We start from the raw sequence: 26,606 nt of genomic DNA on the forward strand, positions 1-26,606 counted from the left end.
GTTAGGATACGTGCAATACTACAAATTTATTAGTTGAGGAATGACCATCAAAAAAAAATCCTATAACCATCCTATAGCTACACTTGCAATTGCATGTTGTTTGCTTATTTCAGGTATTGCCAACGCCCAGGAAAAGATTACACTGGAACAGGCTGTAGACCTTACATTAAAAAACAATTTACAAATTAAACAAGCTCAGCTCAGTGAATCTTTATCAAAAGAGGATTTGATTGAATCAAAATTATACTTTTATCCTACTTTAAATGGAGGAGCAAATCTGAATTTTAACTTTGGACGAAATGTAGATCCTTTGACTTATCAGTTTGTCAATCAAAAAACCACCAATTCAAATGGATCACTAAGTACTTCGGTACCCATTTTCCAGGGGTTCAGACTATGGCATCAAATATCACAATTTAAATATCAGTTAGAGGCCGATAAAAGCAATACGAGGAAGATAAAGAATGACCTTTCACTTACCGTTGTTACCACTTACCTGCAGGTATTGAGCTATGAAGATTTACTTAAGGCATCAATGCAACAATTGCAGCTATCACAGTTGCAACTGGACAGAGAAGACAAACAATTTAAGGTAGGCAGTAAAACGCTGGCAGATTTATCGCAGGCTAAGGCTCAATTTGCTACAGCAGAATTGAATGTAACCAATGCAAAAAATCAACTGGATATAGCCAAGCTTAATCTTGCCCAACTAATGGAAAGAGATCCTGCACAAGATTTCAGTGTTGAAAAGCCTGTAATCGATCAAATAGGAGATATTAATTCTAATTATGCTGCCGCGGAAATTTACACTAAAGCGGCTGACAATTATCCTGATATTCAACTGGCAAAGAATCGCACTCTTGCTTCTTTAAAAGCTGTTGATGTTGCCAAATCGTCCTTATATCCCCGACTTACCTTTCAGGGAAGTATTGGATCAGGCTATTCAAACAACCGGCAGCACTTGGTAGGCACTGAGCTTACCGGCCAAAATACAGTAATCGGCTTTTTGGAAGGAACGAATCAAAGTGTACTAACTCCGGAATACAATAATACATATGAGCCAACAAATTTTAAAGATCAGTTGAATGAGAATTTTAATCAAGCGCTTGGATTTACACTCAGTATTCCAATTTTCAACAGCTATTCTGCTCGTATAAACGTACGGAGGGCAAAAATTACGTATCAGAATGCACAGGTAACAGAGCAGCTTGCCAGGAATAATTTCAATAAGATCATTTATCAGGCAGTAACTGATCTTAGGGCTGCAGATAGCAGGTTTAGATCAGCAAACAGTGCCTTCGAATCTTCTAAAGCAGCTTTTGATGCGATAAGTAAAAGATATGATGTAGGTTTGGTTAATTCTTTAGACTTCAATCAGGCTCAAACAGATCTCAATCAAAAAGAATTTGATGTCATTCAGGCACGATATGATCTTATCTTTAGAAATAAAATTATAGATTTTTACCTGGGTAAACCACTAACATTTTAAGATAGAAACGCCATAAAAATGGAACAGAAAAAAAAGAAAAAAAGCACCCTTAAGTTTGTAATTATTGGCGTTGTCCTATTAATCGTTGTGTTAGGAATTGCTTTTAAAATGGGGTGGATAGGATCTGGTAATAAGACAATGGTTGCAACTGAAAAGGTGCAGAAAAGGAATATTACCGAAACAGTATCAGCGAGTGGTAAAGTACAAGCAGAAATTGAAGTCAAGTTAAGCTCTGAAGTATCGGGTGAAATCGTGGAACTTGAAGTAAAGGAAGGTGATGTGGTAAAGAAGGGCCAGCTTTTATGTAAGATCAGACCTGATATTTTGCAATCAGGTTATAATCGGGCAGTTGCATCGCTTAATACACAGCGTGCCTCTCTAGCAGGTGCCCAACAACAACTTTTACAAGCTGAAGCTACTTTCAGAAACACTCAGGCGAGTTATAAAAGAAGTGTTGAGTTATATAAACAAAAAGTTCTCTCTGCGGCTGAAAATGATGTGGCATTAGCTGAATATCAAAGTGCTAAAGCTAATCTGGAAGCATTAAAACAAAATATTATTGGATCCAAATATGGTGTTGAACAATCTCAGGCTGTGGTTAAAGAGGCTGCTGATAATCTGGATCGTACCATTATTTATGCTCCGGTAGATGGTGTGGTATCGAAACTATCTGTAGAACTTGGGGAAAGAGTTGTTGGTACTGCGCAAATGGCGGGTACAGAAATCATGCGCATTTCTAATCTCAACTCCATGGAAGTGAACGTGAATGTGAACGAAAACGATATTAATCGTGTCGCCATTGGCAACCTTGCAGATATTGAAGTCGACGCTTTTCAGGAAAAGAAATTTCAGGGAAAGGTAACTGAAATTGCAAGTTCAGCAAATATTGTTGGTGAAAGCACAGATCAGGTGACTAACTTCAGTGTTAAAATCAGGATACTGCCCGAATCTTATGCTTCATACATGAAAAACAGGGATAAAGAAAAATCTCCTTTTCTTCCAGGTCTTTCAGCTACGGTTGATATCCAAACCAAAAAAGCTTCAGGGATTGCCGTACCAATCCAATCGGTTACTACCAGGGAAGATCTAAATATGAATGTTAACAAAGCGCCTAAAAAAGACAAAGACAAACCTGATGTGAAAGAATATGTGTTTGTTTATAAAAATGGACTGGTAAGACAGATTGCTGTTACTACAGGCATTCAGAACGACACCTACATACAGGTATTGTCAGGACTTAAAGAAAATGAAGAAATTGTCTCTGCACCTTTTAGTGCTATCTCAAAAACATTAAAGGATAGTTTAGTTGTGGAAAAGGTAGGTAAGGATAAATTATTTGAAGGTGAGGCTAAAAAGTAGTTTTATCATCCATAAATAATTAATTACCTGAACTTTCGGGTAATCAACAAGAAAAAGGTACTGTTTCCAACGAAACAGTACCTTTTTCTTTAACACTAGAGTTTACAGTTATACCTAATAATTCGTAAACTTGCGTGTATATCAATTATGGATCAAATTATAAAAATAGCAGTTATCGGAGGAGGAAGCTGGGCAACAGCAAACATTAAAATGCTATCCGATAATCACAGTCCAAAAGAAATATTCTGGTGGATGCGGGACAAGGAAAATATCCAGTATATAAAAACGTACAAGCATAATGCGAGTTATTTAAGCTCGGTTGAAATCAAAGTTCCAACTGAAAATATCAGCAATGATTTAAATGACATTGTATCTAAATGTGAGATCATCCTGTTAAATATCCCCGCTGCCTTTTTAAAAAATGCGCTATCCTGTTTATCGCCATCCAGCTTCAAAGGGAAAAAGGTTATCTCAGCAATAAAAGGTTTTGTTCCCGAATATAATATGATTGTCGGGGAATACATTAACAAAACATTTGAAGTTCCTTTTGAGGATATTATTGTTCTAAGCGGTCCCTGTCATGCAGAAGAAGTGGCACTAGAGAAGTTATCCTATTTAACTGTCGCCTCGCCTAATTGTGAATTAGCTACTCAATTTGCAGCGCTTATAAATACACGGTACATTAAAACGAATATATCTGACGACATTTATGGAACAGAGTATGCAGCTGTACTAAAAAACATTTATGCTGTTGCTAGTGGAATTTGTCATGGTGTAGGTTACGGTGATAATTTTCAATCTGTTCTTATCTCAAACGCAATAAGGGAAATCAGTCGTTTTGTAGATATTGTGCATCCCATTGACCGTGACATTAAAGAATCAGCATATTTGGGCGACTTATTAGTTACTGCCTATTCTCAGTTCAGTAGAAATAGAACATTCGGAAATATGATAGGCAAAGGATATAATGTACGATCGGCCCAGTTAGAGATGAACATGGTTGCTGAAGGCTATTATGCATCTAAGTCATTACACTATATCAACAAGCAATTTAAAGTAAAAATGCCTATTTGCAGAGCAGTTTATGCTATTTTATACGAGGGCCACTCTCCATCTATTGAGATGAAATTGCTGGCAGATCAACTTTCCTGATTTTTTATCAAACTTACAAGGGACTGTATTGTTAATTCAAAAAATAATACAGCCATGAAAAATATGATCATTTGGGGAGTAGTTGCAGGAGCAGCAGCTGCTACAATAGTTGCTCTTATTCTCAAAAAAGACGAGGCCGACGAATTGCTAAATTCAGCTAAGGGAATAGGGAACCGTCTCATTAAATACGGCAATAGACTCAAAGACAACCTCTTGAACAACGCCAAAGGACCGAATGGCGAAGACCTTTACATCGATATGTACGATCGTCAGTTCTATGAAGACCCTGCTGGCAAACGTATTTATCTGACGGATTAGTCAAAAATTATTAAACATAAAAAAAGACCGCTGATTAAATCAACGGTCTTTTTTTAAATATATGATTAGTAACGTTTACGACGTTCACGATCGCCACCACTGGAGGATCTGCCGCTACCACCACGATCTTCCTTGCGTTTGCCAGAAAAATCACGGTAACCACCGCCACCACCACTGCGTTCACGACTTCCACCGCTATGTTCGCGACTTCCGCTATGTTCACGACTTCCACCATCACGATCACCAGCAAGTTCGATACGAACTGTGCGTCCCTTAAAGTCTACTGACTTAAAGTTTTGTTGAACAGTTTCTGCAACTGCATTTTCTACTTCAAAGAATGTATACACACCCTTCAAGTCGATTTTACCAATTGACTTACCACTTATCTTAGCGTTATTACAAATAAAACCAAGCATATCGCCTCTTGTAAATTCATCTACAGATCCAAGATTGATAAACAATCTGGTGAAGTCAGCACTAGGCGGACGACTTGATCTTTCACCACGTTCGCCTCTTTCGGGACGATCACCACGATCACTTGAACGATCATCGTGAAGAGGAGCATTCAAATCAGGTGCATTCTTGTAATAATCAAGGAAACGATTAAATTCAAGAGAAGCAAAACGTTTGATAATTTCCTCTTTATCCATCTCCTTAAGATCATCCATAATTCGTGTAATGTACCCTTCCATTTGGGTTTCATTCACTTCAACGTTATGAACACGATGAATTAAAGCAAAAAGTTGTTTCTCACAAACATCAAATCCACTTGGAACTTCAATCTTAGTGAACTTCTTACCTAATGTACGTTCAATCTGTCTGATTTTACCAACTTCCTTTGCATTGATAATGGCAATTGAAATACCCGATTTACCGGCACGTCCTGTACGTCCGCTTCTATGCGTGTAATTTTCAATTTCATCAGGAAGAGAGTAATTTATAACGTGAGTAACGTCATTTACGTCAATTCCGCGAGCAGCTACATCCGTTGCAATCAACAACTGAAGTCCTCTTTCACGATAACGTTTCATTACTTTATCACGTTGTTGTTGAGAAAGGTCACCATGTAAAGAATCGGCATTATAACCGTCTTTAATAAGTGCTTCTGCAATATCCTGTGTTTCAAGCTTTGTTCGACAAAATACAATACCAAAGATCTCTGGATTAAAGTCTACAATACGTTTAAAGGCCGCATATTTATCACGGGCACGAATAATAATGTATTCATGTTCGATATTTACGTTACCAGTATTTTGTTTACCCATAGTTAATTCATGCGGATCTTTCATGTATTTCTTAGCGATCCGACGAACCTCTGCAGGCATAGTTGCAGAGAATAACCATGTTTTTTTGTCGTTAGGGGTAGTTGAAAGTATACTATCTATATCTTCCTGGAAACCCATATTGAGCATCTCATCTGCTTCATCCAATACGACGAAACGTACTTGTGAGAAGTCAATGGCCTTACGATTGATAATATCAAGCATACGGCCTGGGGTAGCGACAACGATCTGTACACCACGTTTAATCTGACGAAGCTGATCAGTAATACTCGCACCACCGTATACGGCAACTACATTAACATTACTTAAATTCTTCGCGTAGTTTTTTACATCGTTGGTAATCTGAAGACATAGTTCTCTTGTAGGACACAAAATAAGTGCCTGAGGATAATTTTTGTCAAAGTCTAATAATTCTAATAAGGGGAGGCCGAACGCGGCAGTTTTCCCCGTGCCGGTTTGGGCTAATCCGACAAAATCGTTGCTGCCTGAAAGTAAAACCGGGATTGATTGTTCCTGGATTGGGGTGGGAGTTTCAAATCCCAGATCAGTTATGGCATTAACAATATCATGACGGATACCCAGTGTACTAAATGGGTTCATGATAACAATAAAAAACCGACTGTATTGACGGTATTCTGCAAAGGTAACAAAATTTTCGGCAAAACCGGCTTAAACATCCGAATGAATGCTATCTTAAGCGTTCAGCGGACTTTAAAAGCCTAATATCGCTCCTAATTCCTTTTATAGCCATAATAATAAAGAAAATAGATAGAGGCAAAAAGATGATTCCTAAGCCATAATTTTGAAACTGCAACCTCAAATCGCCTAAAACCTGCTGTGCAGTTGAAGCCAGCCAGAAACTATAAGCCACAATTAAGGCAATGGTAATGTACCCTAATGTAATTTGCCGCTTCCTTTCTTTATACAGAAAAATAGTTACAAATGGTAGCAGGGCTAATAAAACTGTAACAATCGTGATTAATGTAAAATCGTCAGTTTTAACAATCTGCCCACCAACGTTCTCAAAAACACCAGTCACTTTTATAACTTTAGGCGTTCCCATCGCATTGAAAATTTGCAGATAAGGGAATAAAAATAAGGCGAAGATCATGGTAGTTGACAAAAACAACCATAGGGTTTGTATCCGTTGAAGCATATAATTAATTATCTAACCAAAATTACATATTTATTTTTTCAGGATGAAGAGCCGGATTTATTAATTTTGAAATTGAATATGCGTTACTTTGTTCAACTAGCCTATAATGGCAACCCCTTTCATGGATGGCAAACCCAGCCAAATGCTATTACGGTGCAAGAAATACTGGATAAGGCATTGTCCATCATACTTCGCCAAAAAATTGACACACTGGGATGCGGTCGTACAGATGCAGGCGTTCATGCCAGAGAGTTTTATGCTCATTTTGATGTAATCGACAACTCGCACCAGCATGACCTGCTGAGTGCCCGCTTTATTAAAAGCTTAAACTCCCTTTTGCCCTATGAAATCGCCATAAAAAAAATTATTCCAGTGGAGGATCGGGCACACGCCCGTTATGATGCTACCCTGCGCTCTTACGAATACCTGATCCATCACCACAAAGATCCTTTTTTGCATAACCGATCATGGCTCCTATTTGACCGGCTCGATATCAACCTGATGAATCAAGCGGCTGCAGAGCTGATGCATTATACCGATTTCACCTCCTTTAGCAAATCGAATACGCAGGTATTCACCAATAACTGCAAAATAGTCAGGGCCGAATGGACAGAAAATCAAACCGGATTAAAATTCACCATTTCAGCAGATCGCTTTTTAAGAAACATGGTCAGAGCCATTGTGGGCACCTTAGTACCAATTGGTAAAGGATTGAATAGCCCTGAGAGCATCCATGAGGTCATTAAAAGTAAGGATCGTTCTAACGCCGGCAGTTCTGTTCCAGCCTGCGGACTGTATCTTACTGAAGTAAAATATCCCTATATCGTGAATTTTTGACCAATTGCTAATACCCTTAAGAATGATTATTAAAGAAATCGATATAGAAAAAGTGCTTCCCATCAGGCAAATAGTCATGTATCCTGATCAGACACTAGAAGAGCTCACTTTACCAAATGACCGGAAAGGTATTCATCTGGGAGCATTTGACCAGGCCAATCAGCTTGTATCTGTTGTTTCATTATTTAAAAAAAACAATGAAATCCAGTTCCGAAAATTCGCTACCCTTCAAAAGGAGCAAGGCAAAGGGTATGGGAAAAAGCTACTAAGTTATATCCTCGAATATAGTAAAACTCAACAGATCAACCGGGTATGGTGCAATGCCCGCGTAAATGCACTAGGCTTTTACACCCAGTTTGGATTCAAAGAAACCAATCAAACGTATCATCAGGATGGTTACGACTTTGTAATAGCAGAGTTGTTTTTATAGAAAAATCTGCTGCCTAATTTCAATTAACTAATTTTACCAGCAATAAAAACATGATTATGGATGAAGATAAAAAGATAACACATATTCCAGTGGTGACCGAGCAGTCACTACAATTTTTAGAACCCTATATCAACAATCCCTCTCCTACAGGATTTGAGTGGGAAGGACAGCGCCTGTGGTTAGATTACATCAAACCCTATACCGACACCCATTTTGTCGACAACTATGGCACAGCAGTTGCTATAATCAATCCAGACGCAAAATTTAAAGTAGTCATTGAGGCCCACGCAGATGAAATCTCCTGGTTTGTCAACTACATCAGTAAAGAAGGATTAATATATGTGATCCGCAATGGAGGGTCTGATCATCAGATAGCCCCTTCAAAACGCGTCAATATTCATACAGAAAAAGGATTGGTAAAAGCCATATTTGGCTGGCCCGCTATCCATACCCGCAGTGGAGAAAAAGAAGAAGCACCTACTTTAAAAAATATATTCCTGGATTGCGGATGTATCTCCGATCAGGAAGTGGAAGCTTTAGGAATCCATGTCGGTTGCGTCATTACCTATGAAGACGAATTCATGGTGCTGAACGACCGCTATTATTTAGGCAGAGCATTAGACAACCGCGTAGGTGGTTTTATGATTGCTGAGGTTGCAAGACTCCTGAAAGAAAATAAAAAAGAACTTTCCTTTGGACTGTATATCGTGAATGCGGTACAGGAAGAAGTAGGTCTGCGAGGTGCAGAAATGATTGCTAACCGCATCAAACCACAACTGGCTATTGTCACTGACGTAACCCATGATACACAAACACCGATGATCAGCAAGGCTGCTCAAGGTGATCTGGCTTGCGGAAAGGGACCTGTTTTATCCTATGCTCCTTCTGTTCAAATCAACTTCAACAAGCTGTTAGTTAAAACCGCTCAAGATAATAACATCCCTTTTCAGCGACAAGCATCTTCGCGCTGGACAGGAACTGATACTGACGCTTTTGCCTATTCAAATAATGGAGTGGTATCTGCTTTAATATCCTTACCACTTCGGTACATGCACACCACAGTCGAAATGGTACATAAAGAAGATGTCGATAATGTCATTAGCCTGATTTACAACACACTTTTGGCTATTGATCCAGAGCATGATTTTCGCACATTAAAATAAATTGATTGTGGAATCGTTATAATTTACTCATAGGACAAATAAAAAGGGCAGCTGATGTTATATCGGCTGCCCTTTTTTTATATAAAATTCTTTGAGATTATAAAATGCGCTATGGAGCTACAGTTGTAACCTGTACATCGAAATCAAGTGGTGCAAAAGGAGGAATTGAAACTTGGCCAACTGTAGTAGCTGCAGATCCTGTAATTCCATATGAATAGGAAGAAGGAGCAATAAAACGGATGGATCCACCCTCTTTTATCAAAGGTATCATCGTTTGCCATGAAGGAATATAAGAACCTAAAATAGTAGTAATAGCTTCATTGGTTTCGAATACGGTCCCATTTAAGAGCCTCCCAGTATAATTAAAGGTAATTGAAGAATCCAGTCCTATTGGAGTCGTACCTGTACCTGCTTCACTTATCTTATAATAGATCCCTGTAGTATCATATTCTGTAAATCCTGTAAGGCCGTTAGCACTCAGATAGGTCTTAATCACCGATTTTTCATACTGCTTTAGCTTAGACCGCTCCAATACCTTCACTGTATACTCTAAACTTGCATTTCCAGGAATCGGACCACTGCCATTTCTACCATAAGCCAAATGTGAAGGAACAATAACACGTATAGTGCCACCCTCCTTTATCAAATTAGCCATGATTGTCTTTTTCAAGACTTCCGGAGTAAAATAACCAAAATAGGAAGCATAATGATTAACGAAAGTATCCTGACTAGTATAAGATCCATCTAAAGATTTCACAGAATAAACCAATGGAATCTGCTTAGTATAGTCAAGATCGGGACCTGTTCCCACTTGCGTAACCGAATAGTAAACACCAGTAGTATCATATTTCTGCATCACTAATCCATTTGTGCTTATATAAGCCTGGATATTCTGTTCATCCTCTTCAGCAATAGTAGCATACTCTTTTGTACACGCTGCTGTTAATATTATGAACAAGAGTACTATGAAGTAAGGGTATTTTTTATTTAAATTCATCAATATTTTTTTAATTATATATATTACTCTGCCACTAATTCAACATCGAAATCTAATACTGAATTCGCTGGAATAGAGCCAATCGCGTTTTGTCCATATCCTAAGTAAGATGGTATGAGTAACCTGATCTTTCCACCTTTTTGAATCAAGGGAATACCTAACTGCCATCCATAGATTAATCCTCCAAGAGTTAAAGTGGTACCTGTGGTATTAGAATCAAAGACAGCACCGTTAAGTAAGCGTCCTGAATATTTCACATTTACCGCAGTATTTGCATTATACACCACACTACCAGTGCCCGGCTCTATAATAACGTAATATAGACCATCATCTGTCCGCTTTACATTCTCTATTTTATTTGCAGCAACAAATTCGTTTATAAGCTTTTCGTCAGTCGCTAGCTGTTTTGCCTGATCATACTCATCCTTTTTACAAGATGTAATAATCACCATGAATAACAATGCAACCGTAAGTATTTTTCTCATTTATATTAATTAGTCCCTTTTATAAATCAACGACTTCCTGCCGCAAATTTATATTATTAAATTTCAAATTCTATTATCTTAATTTTTATTACTTAGAAAGCACTAATAAATTTTATTTTTCTATTCATGCAACCTCTGTCATTAGCACTTCGTCTCATAATTTACACTTACAATACGTTGATTAATAAAAAACTGATACTTTTGCACCCACATATTATGCTGTCAACCAAACAAACGGACAGTACTATTGTCATTGTAATATAATTTAATGAGTTTATGAAAAAGTTTTTATTATTATTTTTAGCTAGTGGAGCCCTTTTATTAGCAGGAACTACCGCTCAGGCACAGTACAAAAATGCATTAGGTGTACGCGTTGGCAATGCCTATGGAATCACATACAAAACCTTTATTGAACAAGATAAAGCACTTGATTTCATCCTGAACTTTAGAGATAGAAATGAAGTTTCATCTTTTCGCTTAACTGGTTTATACGAAGTACATAATCCAATCAATGACCTTGCTGGCTTGAAATGGTTTTATGGTGGTGGTGCTACAATCGGTAACTATAATTACAAACATACAGATCATAACGACTTTCTTTTCAGTGTAGATGGAGTTTTAGGTCTGGATTATAAGTTCAGCGATGCTCCTATCAATCTTTCATTGGATTGGAAACCAGCTATTGAGTTTACCCCGAATACAGAATTCGATCCAGAAGGATTTGGTTTATCTGTAAGAATAACATTCTAAATAAAAAGCAATAAAAAAAGCTGAATCTTTCACAAGGTTCAGCTTTTTTTATTTAACAGATTATTTACAGAAACGCTTAACAGGCTATTTTACCCACCCGGGTAGCATGCCGTCCTCCTTCAAATTCCGTATTCAAAAACGTGGTCACAATAGCCATTGCTTCCTCCGAAGATATAAACCTTGCAGGAATACATAGCACATTCGCGTCATTATGTAACCGGGCCAGTTCAGCAATTTCCTTCGTCCAGCAAATCGCCGCCCGAATACCCTGATGTTTATTTGCAGTAATCGCTACTCCATTAGCACTCCCACAGATCAAAATACCCTTCGGATAAGCACCCTGCTCCACAGCAGAAGCTACAGCATGAGCGAAATCAGGATAGTCTGCAGATGCAGCACTATAGGTCCCAAAATCCTTTACCTCGTACTCCTTTAAAAATTCTTTTACCAATTCTTTATATTCGAACCCTGCGTGGTCCGATCCGATTGCTATAGTCATTTTATATATTGCCTTTCAAAAATATTATCTCAAAATAAATCCGTACCGTTATACGCCGATTGCTTTTCTCCTCTTTTTGTCTACCCGTGCTGAAACACCTATACTGATTTCATAAAGCAAAAACAGTGGAAAACTTACAGTAAGCATGGTCAGTATATCCGGTGTAGGCGTTACAACCGCAGCAATGATCAGAATCACAATCACGGCATACCGCCTTGTCGCCCGCATAAACGTGGGAGTCATGATCCCCAACTTAGATAACACAAATATAACGATTGGCAATTCAAACGTGATTCCTGCTCCTAAAGTTAGTGTAGCCACAGATGACAGGTACGAATCAATTGTAATCTGATTCTGAATGATCGAACTGATGGTATAATTGGCTAAAAAATTTATCGATAATGGCGCTATAATATAATAGCCAAAAAGGATTCCTAATATAAAAAGCAGACTGGCATAAAACACAAACCCACTTGCCGAATTCTTCTCATTCGGGTTTAACCCCGGTTTAATAAACCGCCAGATCTCATATAACAAATAAGGAAATCCGAATATCAACCCAATGAGTAAGGAAGAGTTCATCTGGAGAGTAAACTGTCCCGCCATATCCGTATTGATGATATTAAAGGGAATATCCTTAATACAAAAATCAGGACCAAGGTCAAATTTCTGCCCAACAATACACATCATCCGATACGTCCAGAACTGTGGGTTCTTAGGCCCCATAATGATCGTATCGAAAATGAAGTCGTAATAAATGAAAGAGAGTGAAGTAAAAATGACGATGGCAATAGCTGACCGGATCAGGTGCCATCTTAAAACCTCTAAATGATCAAAGAAAGACATCTCAGCCTCTATAGTTTTACCTTTATCTTTTATAGACTCAATTAAACTCTTCCTTTTATTTTCGCTCATTACCTTTTAAACATGAAACCTGGCATCATTGATAATTGTGATCGAATTCTAATCCTCTTCTTCCTCTTCTACATATTCGAAGGTTTCCATAAACTTAGTAGTAAAATTACCAGCCCTGAAATTTGGATCCCGCATTAGTTGACAATGAAAGGGGATAGTTGTTTTAACTCCTTCAATAACAAATTCACTTAACGCTCTTTCCATCGTAGAAATCGCCTCTTCCCTCGTCTGGCCTGTACAAATTAACTTTGCAATAAGCGAGTCATAATTTGGTGGAATCTGGTAACCGGCATAAACATGGGTATCCACACGAACTCCATGTCCACCTGGTGAATGGAAAATAGTAATCCGTCCCGGTGATGGTCTAAAGTCTTTTGCCGGATCTTCCGCATTAATGCGGCACTCAATAGCATGCATGGCAGGATAGTAATTACGCCCCGAAATAGGCACTCCTGCAGCTACACGAATTTGCTCTTTAATCAAATCGTAGTTAATCACTTCTTCCGTAACCGGATGCTCCACCTGAATACGGGTGTTCATTTCCATGAAATAGAAATTGCGATGCTTGTCCACTAAAAACTCAATAGTTCCAGCACCTTCATATTGTACCGCTACAGCACCCTTTACCGCTGCATCTCCCATTTTTTCACGAAGTGCCTCTGTCATAAAAGGCGAAGGAGATTCCTCCACTAATTTCTGATGGCGGCGCTGAATAGAACAATCACGCTCTGATAAATGAGATACCGTTCCATACTGGTCTCCTATAATCTGGATCTCAATATGACGGGGATCTTCCACATATTTCTCTAAATATAAACCGTCATTACCAAATGCTGCACCCGATTCCATACGTGCCGAATCCCATGCCGCTTCAAAATCTTCATCTTTCCAAACCACACGCATTCCTCTTCCACCGCCACCTGCAGTTGCTTTCAGGATAATCGGATAACCAATTCTATTTGCAATCTCGATACCTTCCTTCACACTCTCCAGTAATCCTTCAGAACCCGGTATCGTTGGAACACCCGCCTTTTTCATACTTTCCTTAGCTGAGGCTTTATCCCCCATCGCATTGATCTGCTCTGAAGTCGCTCCAATAAATTTAATATGATACTCCCGGCATATCGCCGAAAACTTGGCATTCTCAGACAGGAATCCATATCCCGGATGGATAGCATCCGCATTGGTTAACTCCGCTGCAGAGATAATATTTGGAATGTTAAGATAAGAATCTTTACTCGCCGGGGGACCAATACATACTGCCTCATCAGCAAATCGTACATGCAAACTTTCTCTGTCTGCAGTCGAATATACAGCCACGGTCTTAATACCCATCTCCTTACACGTACGAATAATACGTAAAGCAATTTCTCCGCGATTGGCAATCAATATCTTTTTAAACATAATCTACTCAAATGTACAAATATGAAAACGTGCAAATGTGCAGATGATTTACATACATCTGCACATTTGCACGTTTTATAATATAATTAAGCTGGTTCTACCAGGAATAACGGTTGGTCATATTCTACCGGACTTGAATTATCCACAAGAATTTTCACGATCCTTCCGGTAACTTCTGATTCGATTTCATTAAACAACTTCATCGCCTCTATGATACAAACCACTTGTCCGGCTTTCACTTCATCACCTACATTTACAAAGTAAGTTTTGTCTGGACCTGCAGAACGATAGAAAGTACCGATCATAGGCGACTTGACAGTGACATAATTAGCCATATCTTCTGCTGCTGCAATTGCTTTCGCATCAGCTGCTGAAATAACAGGTGCTACCGGAGCAGCGGGTACAGGTTGAGCAACGGCAACAGGAGCCTGTTGTGCTACAGCAGTTACATAAGTAGGTTGCTGATTTGTCTTTATAGTGATTTTAAAATCCTTCTCTTCAATCGAAACTTCATTAACACCCGACTTTGCTACAAATCTGATGAGTTCCTGAACCTGTTTAATATCCATTTTTACCGGTTAAGTTTTTATTATTCAAGCTTTTCGTCATTAATATGCCCATTTTAAATAAATAGAGCCCCATGTAAAACCACCTCCAAAAGCAGCAATAATTAAATTATCACCCTTTTTAAGCTTACTTTCCCAATCCCACAAGCACAAAGGAATTGTTCCATTTGTTGTATTACCATACCGCTCGATGTTAATCATTACCTTTTCAGGAGAAACACCTGCACGACTGGCCGTAGCATCAATTATCCGCTTATTTGCCTGATGAGGAACTAGCCAGGCTATATCCTCGGGTTTTAAATGGTTTCGTTCTACAATCTCACCTGCTACATCAGCCATACTTCTAACAGCGGCCTTAAAAACAGTCTGCCCTTCCTGATACGCATAATGCTCTTTGGCATCAACTGTTTCATGAGATGCAGGTCTTAAAGATCCGCCAGCTTTCAGATATAAAGAATGAGCACCCGATCCATCACTTTTAAGAATTGAATCAATTAATCCATTTCCTTCGTAATTAGGTTCAAGTAACACAGCTCCACAACCATCACCAAAAAGGATACAGGTAGAGCGGTCTTCATAATTAGTAATTGACGACATCTTATCGCCTCCAACAACTAAAACCTTTTTGTGTTTTCCCGATTCTATAAACTGAGCACCGGTTGTTAACCCAAAGAGAAAACCTGAGCAAGCTGCTTGCAGATCATATCCCCAAGCATTCACAGCCCCAATTTTATGAGCCAGAATATTTGCTGTAGCGGGAATATGCATATCAGGAGTAGATGTACAGAAAATGATTAGTTCAATTTCATCTGCACCTATTCCTCTCTTTTCCAGAAGTCCCAATACAGCAGGCACTGCAAGATCAGAAGTAGCAAGACCCTCACCCTTCAATATTCTTCTTTCTTTGATACCGGTACGAGATGTTATCCATTCATCGTTGGTATTCACCATCGTTTCCAATTCATGGTTTGTCAATATGTAATCAGGTACATATCCATGAACCGCTGTAATTGCAGCGTTAATTTTTTGCATAATCCTCTATGAATTATTTAAATGCAGCTTTGATTTTATCAATTAGCTTCGTTGTGATCATACTTCTCGATAAGAGAACCATGTTTTTTATAGCTTCTGGTGTTGATATCCCATGTCCAATAATTACTGGTGCATTTACACCAAGAATAGGACTTCCACCATATTGTTCGTAATTAAACTTGGCAAAAAATTCATTCTCAAACCCGCTATTCCTGGTAAGATCATAAAATGTTTCCGCAAGTTTCAAAATCACATTGCCAGTGAACCCGTCACAAACTATTACATCAGCCTTATCATAAAACATGTCTCTGCCCTCCACATTTCCGACAAAATTAAACAGATTCGTTTCCTTCATCAGTGAATGTGTAGCAATCATTAACATATTGCCTTTCCCTTCTTCTTCTCCAATATTGATTAATCCAACTCGCGGATTAGCAACCCCATGGATATTTTCAACGAAAAGACTCCCCAACACACCAAATTGCAATAGTGTATCCGGTTTACAATCAGCATTGGCACCCACATCCAGCATAATTCCATATCCCTTTTTTACCTTAGGGACAACAGATGATATTGCCGGACGTATCACGCCAGGAACAGTCTTAACACTAAACATTGCACCTACCAGCATCGCACCTGTATTACCTGCTGAAGAGAAAGAATCAATCTCTCCTGCTTTTAGCATACTGAAACCTATTCCAATACTGGAGTTAGGTTTCTGTGTTATTGCTTTTGTAGGATGTTCACCCATACCAATCGTTTCCGTAGTATGAATGAACTCAATAAGATCAGGACTAAAATTTTGTTCAGCAAAAACACGCTGAGCAAGGTTTTTATCACCGATAAGTACGAGCTTTTGTTGTGGTTCTAAGGCTTTATAAGCTGCAATTGCACCCAACACTGTCGCGTCAGGAGCAAAATCTCCGCCCATTATATCTAAGCCAATTCTCATTTCTCGAAAATTACCTTAAGCAATAGAGGTATTTTCAATAACTAATTTACCGTTATAGTACAAGTTACCATCTACATTGTATGCATGATGTGGTAAATGAACCGCTCCTGTAACTTTACAGGTGTACAAGGTAGGGGCCTCAGCTTTGTAATGAGTTCTTCTTTTATCTCTTCTTGATTTAGAAATTTTCCGTTTTGGATGTGCCATCTTCCTGGTTTGTTTATTTTATGTGTTATTTATCTTCTTCAAAGCTTCCCACCGCGGGTCAGCCTCACTCTTTTGTTCTTCTTTTTCTTCTGGTAACTGGTTAGAAAGTTTTTCTAACTTATCCAGCATATCTTTATCGCACCATTCTGTCTTGCCCGGTTCATCACAGCGATTAAAATACGGTACACCTAAATTAATATACTCATATATCAACGGTGCTACATCCAGCTCATGCTCGTTTTTACCTAAAAGAACGATATCGTCTGTATTATCTTCCAGATTCTCATCTCCGGTAAACTTGACGATCTGCCTTTCTTTAATATTCACTTCTATCGGAAAATCAGACACACATCTGTCGCAGCTCAGAAAGATATTCCCTTTCCCAACAAACTCCAGTATGAGCATCGTTTCCAGCTTATTAAGAGTCAGGTCAACCTTTATTTTCCCAGTCTTAACAAGAGAATACTCGAACTCATTGAAAAATCGCTCATCAATTTCATAACTGAATTGATGCTCTCCAATTTTCAATCCTACAAAGGGTATTCTATATTCGTTTAACAAATTCAAAGCACGGCAATTGAGCCTGCAAAGCTACTGAAATTAATGACTTGGAAAAAGTTTTTTTAATATAGAGTTTCTCCAGACCCTTTTAGTCCCTGTCTTTCGTCAGTTTATTTATTTTTAATGGATTAGAAGATAACTCAGCAATCTCTCTGCGGCGTTTTACAATATGTATGGCACTGAACATCGCTTCCCTGAATGAGCTCTCTGACGCCTGATTTTTACCTGCAATGTCATACCCTGTCCCATGATCAGGAGAAGTTCGTACTACCGTAAGCCCCGCCGTAAAGTTGATTCCGTTATGAAATTCGATGTATTTAAAAGGGATCAAACCCTGATCATGATACATAGCCAAAACCGCGTCAAATTTTAAGTGTGCTCCTGTAGCAAAAAATCCATCTGCCGAATAAGGCCCGAATGCAAAAATGCCCTTTTCCTGCGCTTCTTCAATAGCTGGTGTGATTATTTCTAATTCCTCCTTGCCAATTAGACCGTTATCTCCAGCATGTGGATTGAGCCCTAATACAGCAATTTTTGGCTTTTGCACCCAAAAATCTTTTTTCAAACTATCCCGCATCAACTCCAGTTTAGACAAGATCACCTCTTTGGTGATATGATTGGCAATTTCAGCAACCGGTACATGTCCCGTAACCACACCCACTTTTAAATCTTCTCCAATAAGAAACATCAATGAATCCTTTGACCCTGTCTTATGCTGGATATATTCGGTATGCCCCGGAAAATCAAAATCCGGGTTTTGTATCGTATGTTTATTAATCGGAGCAGTTACTAAAGCATCAATATTTCCTGCTATAAGGTCATTGGTAGCCTTGTCCAGTGAAAGAAAAGCGTACTTGCCTCCTATTTCATTTGCTACTCCAGGCTCAATTTTAACTTCCTCTTCCCAGCAGTTAATCATATTCGCACGCTTAGGATTTGCCTGATCCGGCTGATTGATTACATTAAAATTAAAATCTCCTAATGAAAGTGTCTTGCGGTAAAATGAGGCAACTTTGGTAGTACCGTACACAATGGGAGTACAATAGTCATATATGGAAGGATCAACCAATGTTTTCAAAATTATCTCAAGCCCTATTCCGTTAACATCTCCAATTGAAATTCCTATTTTTATTTTCTCACTCATATAGTTCATTACATTCTATTACTTAAACGTAATCATACAAATTAAACACTTTACAGACAAATTCTCTTACAATATCTACCTTTTAATTCCTTAATTTGCAAATAAGGATTGTATACTGCCATCAGCGCTTATTTATAGCGGGTTTTGTTGCCTTCTTTTAATTCCAATATTCATGAGTTCCGTACGCGCAAAAAAACATCTTGGTCAACACTTTCTAACTGACAAAAATATAGCACTAAAAATCGTTGACAGTTTAAAACCGGAAAACCGCTTTTCGCAAGTTTTAGAAGTAGGTCCGGGAATGGGCATACTGTCGGATGTATTGCTTCAAAACAAGCAATACGAGACCTATATGATTGATCTGGATGGCGAATCTGTCGAATTCTTAAATAAAAAATACCCTGATCTTGGCACTAAATTAATAAAAGGCGACTTTTTGGAGCTCGATTTCCAGGCTATATTTCCTGGAAATGTAGCGGTCATAGGAAACTTTCCATATAATATATCCTCACAAATCCTGTTTAAAATCTTAGATAACCGCGATCAGATTCCTGAGATGGTAGGCATGTTTCAAAAGGAAGTAGCAGAGCGCTGCAATGCACACCCCGGTACGAAAGAATATGGAATCCTGAGCGTATTTGTGCAGGCCTATTACACGGTACAGTATTTATTCACCGTTAAACCAGGCGTTTTCAACCCCCCGCCTAAAGTAATGTCTGCCGTCATCCGGCTAAACAGGAACGAGGTGAAAACGCTGGACTGTGATGAAAAACTCTTTTGGAAAGTGGTAAAAGCAGGTTTTAATCAACGCAGAAAAACACTCCGAAACTCCTTATCCTCGCTGGTAAGCAAAGACAGAATGCCTGAAGACCCAGTCTTTGAACTTCGGGCAGAGCGCCTAAGCGTAGCCGATTTTGTCCGCTTAACGAACATGATCACAACTGGAATTCATCAACCGGCTAGTTCACCTGAATGATTGATCAGGTCTCAGACCAGGTCCATTCAACAAATACCCTAAAATGAAGAAATTACTGATTGCCGATAAACTGCATCCTATATTTAAAGAAGAAGCACAAAAGTTTGGCTACCATGTGGATGACCGGCCCGAAATTACCCGGGCAGAGACGCTTGCCATCATTCACGAATATACCGGTATCGCTATTCGTACCAAATTCAATATAGATCAGGAACTTATTGATGCTGCTACCTCAATCCAATTTATCGCTCGAGCTGGGGCAGGAATGGACAATATCAATCTTCTTGCAGCCGAAGCAAGAAACATCGTCTGTATCAATGCTCCCGAAGGAAATCAGGATGCAGTAGGTGAACATGCCATTGGCATGCTTCTTTCCTTATACGCCAATTTACGAAAGGCCGATATCGAAGTGCGTGATGGAATTTGGGACCGTGAAGGAAACAGAGGACTGGAGCTTAAAAACAAAACAGTGGGGATTATAGGATTCGGCCACATGGGACAAAGCTTTGCACATAAGCTGAGCGGTTTCGAAGTAGAGGTAATTGCCTATGATAAATATAAAAGCGGCTTTTCTAACCGCTATGCAAAGGAAGTAAGCATGGAACAAATTGTCAAACATGCCGATATCCTGAGCTTACATATTCCCTTAACCCGCGAAACACAACAAATGGTGGACGACGAATACTTGTTTCATTTTAAAAAGCCCATCATTCTACTAAACACCGCAAGAGGCGAAATTGTCAATACCGCTGCACTGCTGCGCGCTATTAAACAAGGTAAAGTACGTGGTGCTGGTTTAGATGTGTTAGAAGTAGAAAAGTTCCCGGCATTGGATGAAATAGAATGGTTTAATGAATTGAAGAAAAGCGAAAAAGTACTGCTTAGTCCTCATGTTGCCGGTTGGACGGTCGAGTCATATCGTAAAATATCTGAAGTACTCGCCGAAAAATTAAAATTGATCCGTTAATCAATTTCCTTTTTTGCAATATAAAACTAGACTGTTAATAAATTAGGGTTGTATTTTTCAAAATCCTCATAAGCCAGCCAAAGATCTTTAACCGAATTTACCTCTATGTTTTCTCCCCAGGGAGTCCAGCTTGTAAACTTCATTTTACTGTTTAGTTTACTGCCAAGCAATGTGGTTTGTTCGTAAACTCCAAAATTTCCCAGCGTGTAGTACTTGATCTTTCTTCTATGATGATCCAGACTATGAGATTTGGTTAATTTAAATCCCATTGTTTTAATCCATTCTTTTATTAGTAACGCTTTATTCTGTGTCATAAAAGGCATTTTAGAAGATTGAGAAACAATTTAATATTCTACACAAGATATTCATTATCTTCCTAAAAATCAACACCTTTTAATGGAAAAGTGTGAATAAGTTTTGTTAACAACTCACTTTACAAATTAATTTATACTATCTTACCGTCAAAGCATTTTTTATATATTCGTAACAAAAGGCAATTTTTCGTCTTAATAAACAGAGGAACATAAGTAATGAAGACTATTATTGTATCGAACCGATTGCCCGTAAAAATCACAGAAAATGACGGGCAGTTAGAGTTCAGGCAAAGTGAAGGAGGATTGGCTACAGGCCTTGGTTCTATCTATCAACAAGGAGATAATATGTGGCTGGGTTGGCCAGGTCTTGAAGTCAATTCCGCAGAAAAACAAGATGAAATTAAGGATAAATTAAAAGATTTAAGTCTATTCCCTGTGTTTCTGACACAAGATGAAATCAATCTATATTATGAAGGCTTTTCAAATGAAACACTTTGGCCTATTTTTCATTACCACCCTACCTATGCACATTATGAACAAAGCTACTGGGACAGCTATCTAGCCGTCAACCATAAATTTAAAGAAGCTATATTTAAAGTGGCAGAAGCCGGGGATATTATTTGGATTCACGACTATCAACTCTTACTCCTTGCCGGATTAATCAGGGACGAACAACCCGATATTACAATCGGGTTCTTTCTGCATATTCCTTTCCCCTCGTATGAACTCTTCAGACTCATACCATGGAGAGCGGAGCTGTTGGAAAATATGCTGGGAGCAGATTTGATTGGGTTCCATACTTTCGATGATGCAAGGCACTTTATTAGTTCCACAACCCGGCTCCTACCCGTTCATGCAACAGCCAACCAGATTAACTATAACGACCGTCAAATAGTAGTTGAGGCCTTCCCTATGGGCATTGATGCAGAGAAGTTTGAGTCCCTGACAGTCAATCCTACAGTGCTGGAAAATGTCGCATTATTAAAAGAGAGCTTTCAGGATTTGAAGATGATCCTGTCCATTGACCGCCTTGATTATAGCAAAGGAATTTTACAGCGTTTACAGGCATTCGACATCCTGCTGCAAAAGAATCCCGAATATATAGATCATGTGGTCATGTATATGATTGTGGTACCCTCCAGAGATACCGTACCACAATATAAAGAACTTCGCGATGAAATAGATAAACTAGTGGGTAATATCAATGCCCGTTACAGAACTTTAAACTGGATCCCAGTACATTATTATTACCGGTCTTTTGAGATCGAAATGTTATCTGCTTTGTATCATGTAGCAGAAGTTTGTTTGGTTACACCTATGCGCGACGGAATGAATCTGGTGAGTAAAGAATACGTGGCAAGTCGCACAGCCAATACAGGAGTTCTCATTTTAAGCGAAATGGCAGGTGCTGTAAAAGAGCTCATTGATGCTGTAATTGTAAATCCAAACAACGTTGGAGAACTATACAGGGCAATGATTGAAGCACTGAGTATGCCAATAGAAGAACAAAAACGCCGAATGATCCCAATGCGTGAGGTGGTTGCCAAATTTAATGTCAGACATTGGGTAAAAATATATATGAATCAACTCAAAGAAGTAAAAGAATTACAAGCCTCTATGCAAGCTAAACACGTAGGACCTATAACCATGACCTATTTAGAAACCGAATACAGAAAAGCATCACAACGATTGATCTTCCTGGATTACGATGGAACATTAGTAGGTTTTAAGACCAATATAAATCAGGCCTTTCCGGATGATGACCTGTATGAAATTCTTAACGAACTGATTGCAGACCCTTTAAATCATGTCGTTATTGTGAGTGGTAGAAGCCACGATACCCTTGAAGATTGGTTTGGGCACATGCAGATTGATATTATTGCTGAACATGGTGCATGGCAGAAATATGCAAATGAAGAATGGGCCAAGCTACCAGGTTTGAATGATCAGTGGAAACAAGACCTGATGCCGGTACTCGAAATGTATGTGGATCGCACACCGGGATCCTTTATCGAAGAAAAAAGCTTTTCCCTGGTTTGGCATTATCGCAAGGTAGAAGAAGGTTTAGGCGAATTAAGAGCCAATGAGCTCATGAACAACCTGCGTTTTTTAACTGATGATAAGAATTTGCAGATGATGTCCGGAAATAAGGTGATCGAAATTAAAAACTATGAAGTAAACAAAGGAAAGGTGATCTCATGGCTGGACAAATATGATTATGATTATATTCTAGCCCTTGGTGATGATCAGACCGATGAAGATATGTTTAAAGTTTTACCTGAGGATGCTTACACTATTAAAATAGGAAGTAATATTTCAGCTGCACGCTTTTATCTGCAGGATTATAAGGAGGTACGCAAGTTTCTACGTACGCTTGCTGCCAAAAGCGAGTAATAATTTTCTTCCTATAGAGATTGAATACAATAGGGTTCTGCCGCCCAACAAGAAGGTATCAGCTAGGAGAAGCCTGTACGCTTTGGTTGCATCTCCCGGCTTCCTTGTTCGCTGGTTGTCCCTTGCTTGCTCGCTATGTGCCGAACAAGCAAGGGACAACCAGCGAACAAACAAGGGAAAGCCACGCCATCAGAGCCTTTCTTCTCTTATTCCATTATCCTACTATACACGTTCATGTTGAATCGTCAAGGATAGTGTTCTTTTAAGATCTGAAGCTGTAATCTACAGAAATATTGGCTTATCTAATTTCATAGAGATCCGGTAGGCCGCATTCATTAAACCAACGTGGCTATAGGCCTGAGGGAAATTCCCCCACTGGCTTCCGGTAGCCTCATCCACATCCTCACTGAATAACATCAGATGATTAGCGTATTGCATTAGTTTTTCAAACTCGGTTACAGCTTCCTCTATTCTACCCACACAGGCCAGCGCTTCTACATACCAGAAAGCACAGATCAGAAAGGTCGTTTTTGGTTTACCAAAATCATCTTCGTGCACATAACGGTAAATTAATCCTTTGTCGGTCTTAAGCTCTGCTTCCAATGCCTTTAGATGATCTTTAGCCTTGTCGGATGCAGGATCAAGATAGTTCATCATAATTAATTGCAGCGTGCTGGCGTCTAAATGGCTACTTCCGGCTGCATTGGTATATACTTTCCGTACTGGGTCGTAACAACTTTCAATATGTGCTGCCGCCTTATCTTTCAGCATTAAGGCCTTAGCTTCCAATTCTTTATCCCCGATAGTGACTGCCGTTTTTGCTGCCGCTGAACAACCTGCCCATTGGAATAAATTACTATAGCAATGTACGTTGGCGAAGTTTCGAAACTCCCAAATCCCGGCATCCTTCTCATCAATAGTTCTCTCTATTTTATCCAGGATCGATGAGATCCACATCCTTGAATCCTTACGCTCACTGAACACAAACCGGTGATCGGTATATAAGGGCATGATCGAAATCATTACCTGTCCGTAGATATCATTCTGAATATGTTCATTGGCTTGGTTACCGATTCGGACGGGTTTGTTTCCTTTGTACCCGTCGAGATAATCCAATATTGACTCATCTAGTTTTTTATTGCCATCAATCCGGTATAGAGGTTGATAGCGCGACTTTTCGGACACCGAAATATCTGCTACATAGTTAAAATAGCGTTCCATTTCTTGAAAATGGCCGATGTGGTTTAGTGATGAGATGACATAAAAAGTATCGCGCAACCAACAATAGCGGTAATCCCAGTTACGTCCGCTACCGTCAAATTCTGGCAGACTGGTGGTACTTGCTGCGATAATGGCTCCTGTATCTTCGTATTGATGAATTTTTAAAACCAGGGCTGAACGGATTACATATTGCTGAAAAAAGCCGGCTATAGAAGAAAACTTGATCCAGGTCTGCCAGTAATTGATTGTTTCCCTCAAAAAGGTTTCACTGGTGCTGACTAGAGGAGCTTCAAGAGGAGCGCCATAGGTGAGTACTAAATATTTAGCCTCATTTAATACAAAGTAGCTTTCATCAACTATATAGGTGATGGGAATATCAGTAGTTAAACGCATGTCACTTTCAGCACCTGCATACTCAATGTGGTTACTTCCCCTTTGAGCCTCTAATTGACGTTTTCCATATTCGGCAACGGGGCGACATTTCACTTTTATGCGTGCCGTGCCAGTTATAGGCTCTATTTTCCTGATCAGCATCAGTGGCTTAAAATAGCGGTCATACTTACTAAAGCGAGGTGCAAAATCAGTAATTCGATAAATCCCACTTTCAGAGGTCACTTCGGTAACCAGGACATTCGTATTTTCAATATAGTGCTGTGTGGTAGTAAATTCTTCCTCAGGACGGATAGTAAATTCGCCACCTTTTTCTTCATCAAGCAGCGATCCGAAGACGAATGTGCTATCAAAACGAGGCCAGCATAACCAGGAAATGTCGGTGTTTTTGTGTACATGGGCAAGAAAAGCGCAATTACCGATCAGTCCGGTTTGATATGTATGTTTATTCATTATAAAGGTTTTGTTAAATTATAAAGATGACCTTAATATTAAAGAGAACGGAACTTCAACGTGTTTGTTGGAATTTTCGATTATCATCTTTGCGGCGATGGATCCCATCTCCTGAAAATCAGTTGATATAGTGGTAATTCCATCCAATATAATTCGCTTTAAAGGGGTCTCATTATAGGAGATTACACCTACCTGACTTCCAATTTTAAGATCGAGACAGATGAGGCGTTCTACTAAGGCTACCAGGTCACTTTCCATCAGATTAATAAAGACTTCCCCTTCCTGGATGGGCTCATTAACAATATCGCTTATTATTTTATGATTAAAGGCGTATTGCTGACAAAAGCGAAGAAATCCTTTTTTAATTTCTTTTGGAAAATAACTCCGTGCCGGGAAGATCAGTTTAAGGGTATGATATTTACTTAGGGATTCCCTGGCTTGTTCAAGTGAATTATATATGTCTTTTTCGAAATTTTCATATACGGCAGCATACTCCCCTGTAATACCAGGGACTTTTTTATCCAGAATGATCAGCTTTGATTTAGGGATAGAATTGATCATCTGGCAGGCGCTTTCTTCGCCCTCAAAAAAATGAGGAATAATTACATAGTGCGAATATCCTTCGAGTTTATTGCTGAGCAATTTCTTGAATAAAGTACAATCGCTATTATAAATATAAAAATCTACGGCTATCTGTTCTCCCAGTGTGGAAATAAACGCATCGTAAAGGATTTTTTTGTGGCTACTCAGTTTATTGAAAAACAAACAAATGCGCAGGGTTTGTCTAAACTCTGTACTGGCTATATAATAGCCTTTGCCGGGAATGGAAGCCAGCACTCCTATCTTTTTTAAATACTTATAGCCCTTTTCCGCGGTGTCCCGAGAGATTTCTAACGCATAGCTTAACTCGTTGATAGATGGGAGCATTTCATTTTTATCGAGCTTTCTAGCTTCAATGGCAATGAGAATTGCATTGGTAAGTTGTAGATATTTTGGAGTTGCGGAGAACTCATCAATCCGGACATGATCAAAGAATCGGATGGGTTTCATTCGTTATAAAAGCTGTCGATGGAGAGGCTAAGTTAAATTTTTGTTTTTAATCAGCCTAATGTTCTATACGAATTGTTTTTAAACCTGATCGATGATATTGTGCATATATGACCGGGATCAATTTTTTATAGGCAGGTGGTAT

General features: G+C 39.0%; 27 protein-coding genes. 11 read left to right on the forward strand and 16 right to left on the reverse strand.

Annotated elements, in window-relative coordinates:
• Positions 1 to 40 precede the first annotated feature (40 nt).
• From ADIARSV_RS07430 to ADIARSV_RS07445, 4 genes are all read left to right on the forward strand, one after another.
• On the forward strand, positions 41 to 1,489 hold the full coding sequence (locus tag ADIARSV_RS07430) for a TolC family protein (protein ID WP_040299424.1): 1,449 nt from the start codon (positions 41 to 43) through the stop codon (positions 1,487 to 1,489).
• A gap of 18 nt (positions 1,490 to 1,507) precedes the next feature.
• Positions 1,508 to 2,848: an efflux RND transporter periplasmic adaptor subunit gene (locus ADIARSV_RS07435; protein WP_016194833.1), complete on the forward strand. Its 1,341-nt coding sequence runs from the start codon at positions 1,508 to 1,510 to the stop codon at positions 2,846 to 2,848.
• Positions 2,849 to 2,995: 147 nt separating this feature from the next.
• Entirely contained in the window at positions 2,996 to 4,000 is a 1,005-nt protein-coding gene (locus tag ADIARSV_RS07440; protein ID WP_016194834.1) for an NAD(P)H-dependent glycerol-3-phosphate dehydrogenase, read from the forward strand.
• Positions 4,001 to 4,054: 54 nt separating this feature from the next.
• A complete protein-coding gene (locus ADIARSV_RS07445; protein ID WP_016194835.1) occupies positions 4,055 to 4,318 on the forward strand; it encodes a hypothetical protein in 264 nt (87 codons plus the stop codon).
• 65 nt (positions 4,319 to 4,383) lie between these two features.
• Here the strand turns inward: ADIARSV_RS07445 and ADIARSV_RS07450 are convergent, their stop codons facing one another.
• Entirely contained in the window at positions 4,384 to 6,201 is a 1,818-nt protein-coding gene (locus ADIARSV_RS07450) for a DEAD/DEAH box helicase (protein WP_016194836.1), read from the reverse strand.
• Positions 6,202 to 6,289: 88 nt separating this feature from the next.
• Complete coding sequence (locus ADIARSV_RS07455; RefSeq protein ID WP_040299426.1) at positions 6,290 to 6,757, reverse strand: DUF4293 domain-containing protein; 468 nt, start codon at positions 6,755 to 6,757, stop codon at positions 6,290 to 6,292.
• A gap of 78 nt (positions 6,758 to 6,835) precedes the next feature.
• Here ADIARSV_RS07455 and truA point away from each other — a divergent pair, with 78 nt between their 5' ends.
• From truA to ADIARSV_RS07470, 3 genes are read left to right on the forward strand one after another with little or no spacing between them, the layout of a single operon-like run.
• Complete coding sequence (gene truA, locus ADIARSV_RS07460) at positions 6,836 to 7,594, forward strand: tRNA pseudouridine(38-40) synthase TruA (protein WP_016194838.1); 759 nt, start codon at positions 6,836 to 6,838, stop codon at positions 7,592 to 7,594.
• A gap of 22 nt (positions 7,595 to 7,616) precedes the next feature.
• On the forward strand, positions 7,617 to 8,024 hold the full coding sequence (locus ADIARSV_RS07465) for a GNAT family N-acetyltransferase (RefSeq protein WP_016194839.1): 408 nt from the start codon (positions 7,617 to 7,619) through the stop codon (positions 8,022 to 8,024).
• A 50-nt stretch (positions 8,025 to 8,074) separates the two neighbouring features.
• Positions 8,075 to 9,187, forward strand: coding sequence for a M42 family metallopeptidase (locus ADIARSV_RS07470; RefSeq protein WP_016194840.1), 1,113 nt, complete (start codon positions 8,075 to 8,077; stop codon positions 9,185 to 9,187).
• A 109-nt stretch (positions 9,188 to 9,296) separates the two neighbouring features.
• Here ADIARSV_RS07470 and ADIARSV_RS20465 read toward each other — a convergent pair whose 3' ends face one another.
• The gene (locus ADIARSV_RS20465) at positions 9,297 to 10,184 is read right to left on the reverse strand and encodes an FKBP-type peptidyl-prolyl cis-trans isomerase (RefSeq protein WP_016194841.1); all 888 of its coding nucleotides are present in this window, start codon (positions 10,182 to 10,184) and stop codon (positions 9,297 to 9,299) included.
• Positions 10,185 to 10,207: 23 nt separating this feature from the next.
• Positions 10,208 to 10,669 (reverse strand): FKBP-type peptidyl-prolyl cis-trans isomerase, encoded by a 462-nt coding sequence (locus ADIARSV_RS07480; RefSeq protein WP_040299427.1) that lies wholly within the window; start codon positions 10,667 to 10,669, stop codon positions 10,208 to 10,210.
• A 276-nt stretch (positions 10,670 to 10,945) separates the two neighbouring features.
• Here ADIARSV_RS07480 and ADIARSV_RS07485 point away from each other — a divergent pair, with 276 nt between their 5' ends.
• On the forward strand, positions 10,946 to 11,419 hold the full coding sequence (locus ADIARSV_RS07485; RefSeq protein ID WP_016194843.1) for a hypothetical protein: 474 nt from the start codon (positions 10,946 to 10,948) through the stop codon (positions 11,417 to 11,419).
• Between the two features lie 76 nt (positions 11,420 to 11,495).
• On the opposite strand, the gene rpiB is transcribed toward ADIARSV_RS07485, so the two are convergent.
• The 9 genes from rpiB to pdxA all read right to left on the reverse strand — a co-directional run bounded on the left by rpiB (position 11,496) and on the right by pdxA (position 18,699).
• Positions 11,496 to 11,918 (reverse strand): ribose 5-phosphate isomerase B, encoded by a 423-nt coding sequence (gene rpiB / locus ADIARSV_RS07490; protein ID WP_016194844.1) that lies wholly within the window; start codon positions 11,916 to 11,918, stop codon positions 11,496 to 11,498.
• 48 nt (positions 11,919 to 11,966) lie between these two features.
• Positions 11,967 to 12,833 (reverse strand): twin-arginine translocase subunit TatC, encoded by an 867-nt coding sequence (gene tatC, locus ADIARSV_RS07495; protein ID WP_016194845.1) that lies wholly within the window; start codon positions 12,831 to 12,833, stop codon positions 11,967 to 11,969.
• A gap of 48 nt (positions 12,834 to 12,881) precedes the next feature.
• On the reverse strand, positions 12,882 to 14,237 hold the full coding sequence (accC, locus tag ADIARSV_RS07500) for an acetyl-CoA carboxylase biotin carboxylase subunit (RefSeq protein WP_016194846.1): 1,356 nt from the start codon (positions 14,235 to 14,237) through the stop codon (positions 12,882 to 12,884).
• Between the two features lie 86 nt (positions 14,238 to 14,323).
• Positions 14,324 to 14,806, reverse strand: coding sequence for an acetyl-CoA carboxylase biotin carboxyl carrier protein (gene accB / locus ADIARSV_RS07505; protein ID WP_016194847.1), 483 nt, complete (start codon positions 14,804 to 14,806; stop codon positions 14,324 to 14,326).
• A gap of 39 nt (positions 14,807 to 14,845) precedes the next feature.
• A complete protein-coding gene (locus ADIARSV_RS07510; RefSeq protein WP_016194848.1) occupies positions 14,846 to 15,835 on the reverse strand; it encodes a beta-ketoacyl-ACP synthase III in 990 nt (329 codons plus the stop codon).
• Positions 15,836 to 15,848: 13 nt separating this feature from the next.
• Positions 15,849 to 16,787: a phosphate acyltransferase PlsX gene (gene plsX, locus ADIARSV_RS07515; protein ID WP_040299429.1), complete on the reverse strand. Its 939-nt coding sequence runs from the start codon at positions 16,785 to 16,787 to the stop codon at positions 15,849 to 15,851.
• Positions 16,788 to 16,802: 15 nt separating this feature from the next.
• A complete protein-coding gene (gene rpmF, locus ADIARSV_RS07520) occupies positions 16,803 to 16,994 on the reverse strand; it encodes a 50S ribosomal protein L32 (protein ID WP_016194850.1) in 192 nt (63 codons plus the stop codon).
• 18 nt (positions 16,995 to 17,012) lie between these two features.
• Complete coding sequence (locus tag ADIARSV_RS07525) at positions 17,013 to 17,561, reverse strand: YceD family protein (protein WP_040299430.1); 549 nt, start codon at positions 17,559 to 17,561, stop codon at positions 17,013 to 17,015.
• Between the two features lie 82 nt (positions 17,562 to 17,643).
• A complete protein-coding gene (gene pdxA, locus ADIARSV_RS07530; RefSeq protein WP_040299471.1) occupies positions 17,644 to 18,699 on the reverse strand; it encodes a 4-hydroxythreonine-4-phosphate dehydrogenase PdxA in 1,056 nt (351 codons plus the stop codon).
• Between the two features lie 172 nt (positions 18,700 to 18,871).
• On the opposite strand from pdxA, the gene rsmA reads away from it, so the two are divergent.
• Together rsmA and ADIARSV_RS07540 are read left to right on the forward strand one after the other, a co-directional pair.
• Positions 18,872 to 19,675, forward strand: coding sequence for a 16S rRNA (adenine(1518)-N(6)/adenine(1519)-N(6))-dimethyltransferase RsmA (rsmA, locus tag ADIARSV_RS07535; protein ID WP_016194853.1), 804 nt, complete (start codon positions 18,872 to 18,874; stop codon positions 19,673 to 19,675).
• Positions 19,676 to 19,718: 43 nt separating this feature from the next.
• Positions 19,719 to 20,642 carry an NAD(P)-dependent oxidoreductase gene (locus ADIARSV_RS07540; RefSeq protein WP_016194854.1) on the forward strand — a complete coding sequence of 308 codons (924 nt, stop codon included), beginning with the start codon at positions 19,719 to 19,721 and terminating at the stop codon, positions 20,640 to 20,642.
• Between the two features lie 26 nt (positions 20,643 to 20,668).
• On the opposite strand, the gene ADIARSV_RS07545 is transcribed toward ADIARSV_RS07540, so the two are convergent.
• On the reverse strand, positions 20,669 to 20,956 hold the full coding sequence (locus tag ADIARSV_RS07545; RefSeq protein WP_016194855.1) for a hypothetical protein: 288 nt from the start codon (positions 20,954 to 20,956) through the stop codon (positions 20,669 to 20,671).
• 216 nt (positions 20,957 to 21,172) lie between these two features.
• Between ADIARSV_RS07545 and ADIARSV_RS07550 the strand changes: the two genes are divergently transcribed.
• Positions 21,173 to 23,350 carry a bifunctional alpha,alpha-trehalose-phosphate synthase (UDP-forming)/trehalose-phosphatase gene (locus tag ADIARSV_RS07550; RefSeq protein WP_040299433.1) on the forward strand — a complete coding sequence of 726 codons (2,178 nt, stop codon included), beginning with the start codon at positions 21,173 to 21,175 and terminating at the stop codon, positions 23,348 to 23,350.
• Positions 23,351 to 23,632: 282 nt separating this feature from the next.
• Here the strand turns inward: ADIARSV_RS07550 and ADIARSV_RS07555 are convergent, their stop codons facing one another.
• Both ADIARSV_RS07555 and ADIARSV_RS07560 read right to left on the reverse strand, forming a co-directional pair.
• Positions 23,633 to 25,414, reverse strand: a complete 1,782-nt coding sequence (locus ADIARSV_RS07555) for a glycoside hydrolase family 15 protein (protein ID WP_016194857.1) — start codon at positions 25,412 to 25,414, stop codon at positions 23,633 to 23,635.
• An 18-nt stretch (positions 25,415 to 25,432) separates the two neighbouring features.
• Complete coding sequence (locus ADIARSV_RS07560; protein ID WP_016194858.1) at positions 25,433 to 26,464, reverse strand: GntR family transcriptional regulator; 1,032 nt, start codon at positions 26,462 to 26,464, stop codon at positions 25,433 to 25,435.
• Positions 26,465 to 26,606: the final 142 nt, after the last annotated feature.

It is taken from the genome of Arcticibacter svalbardensis MN12-7 (genome assembly GCF_000403135.1).
Lineage (GTDB): Bacteria > Bacteroidota > Bacteroidia > Sphingobacteriales > Sphingobacteriaceae > Arcticibacter > Arcticibacter svalbardensis.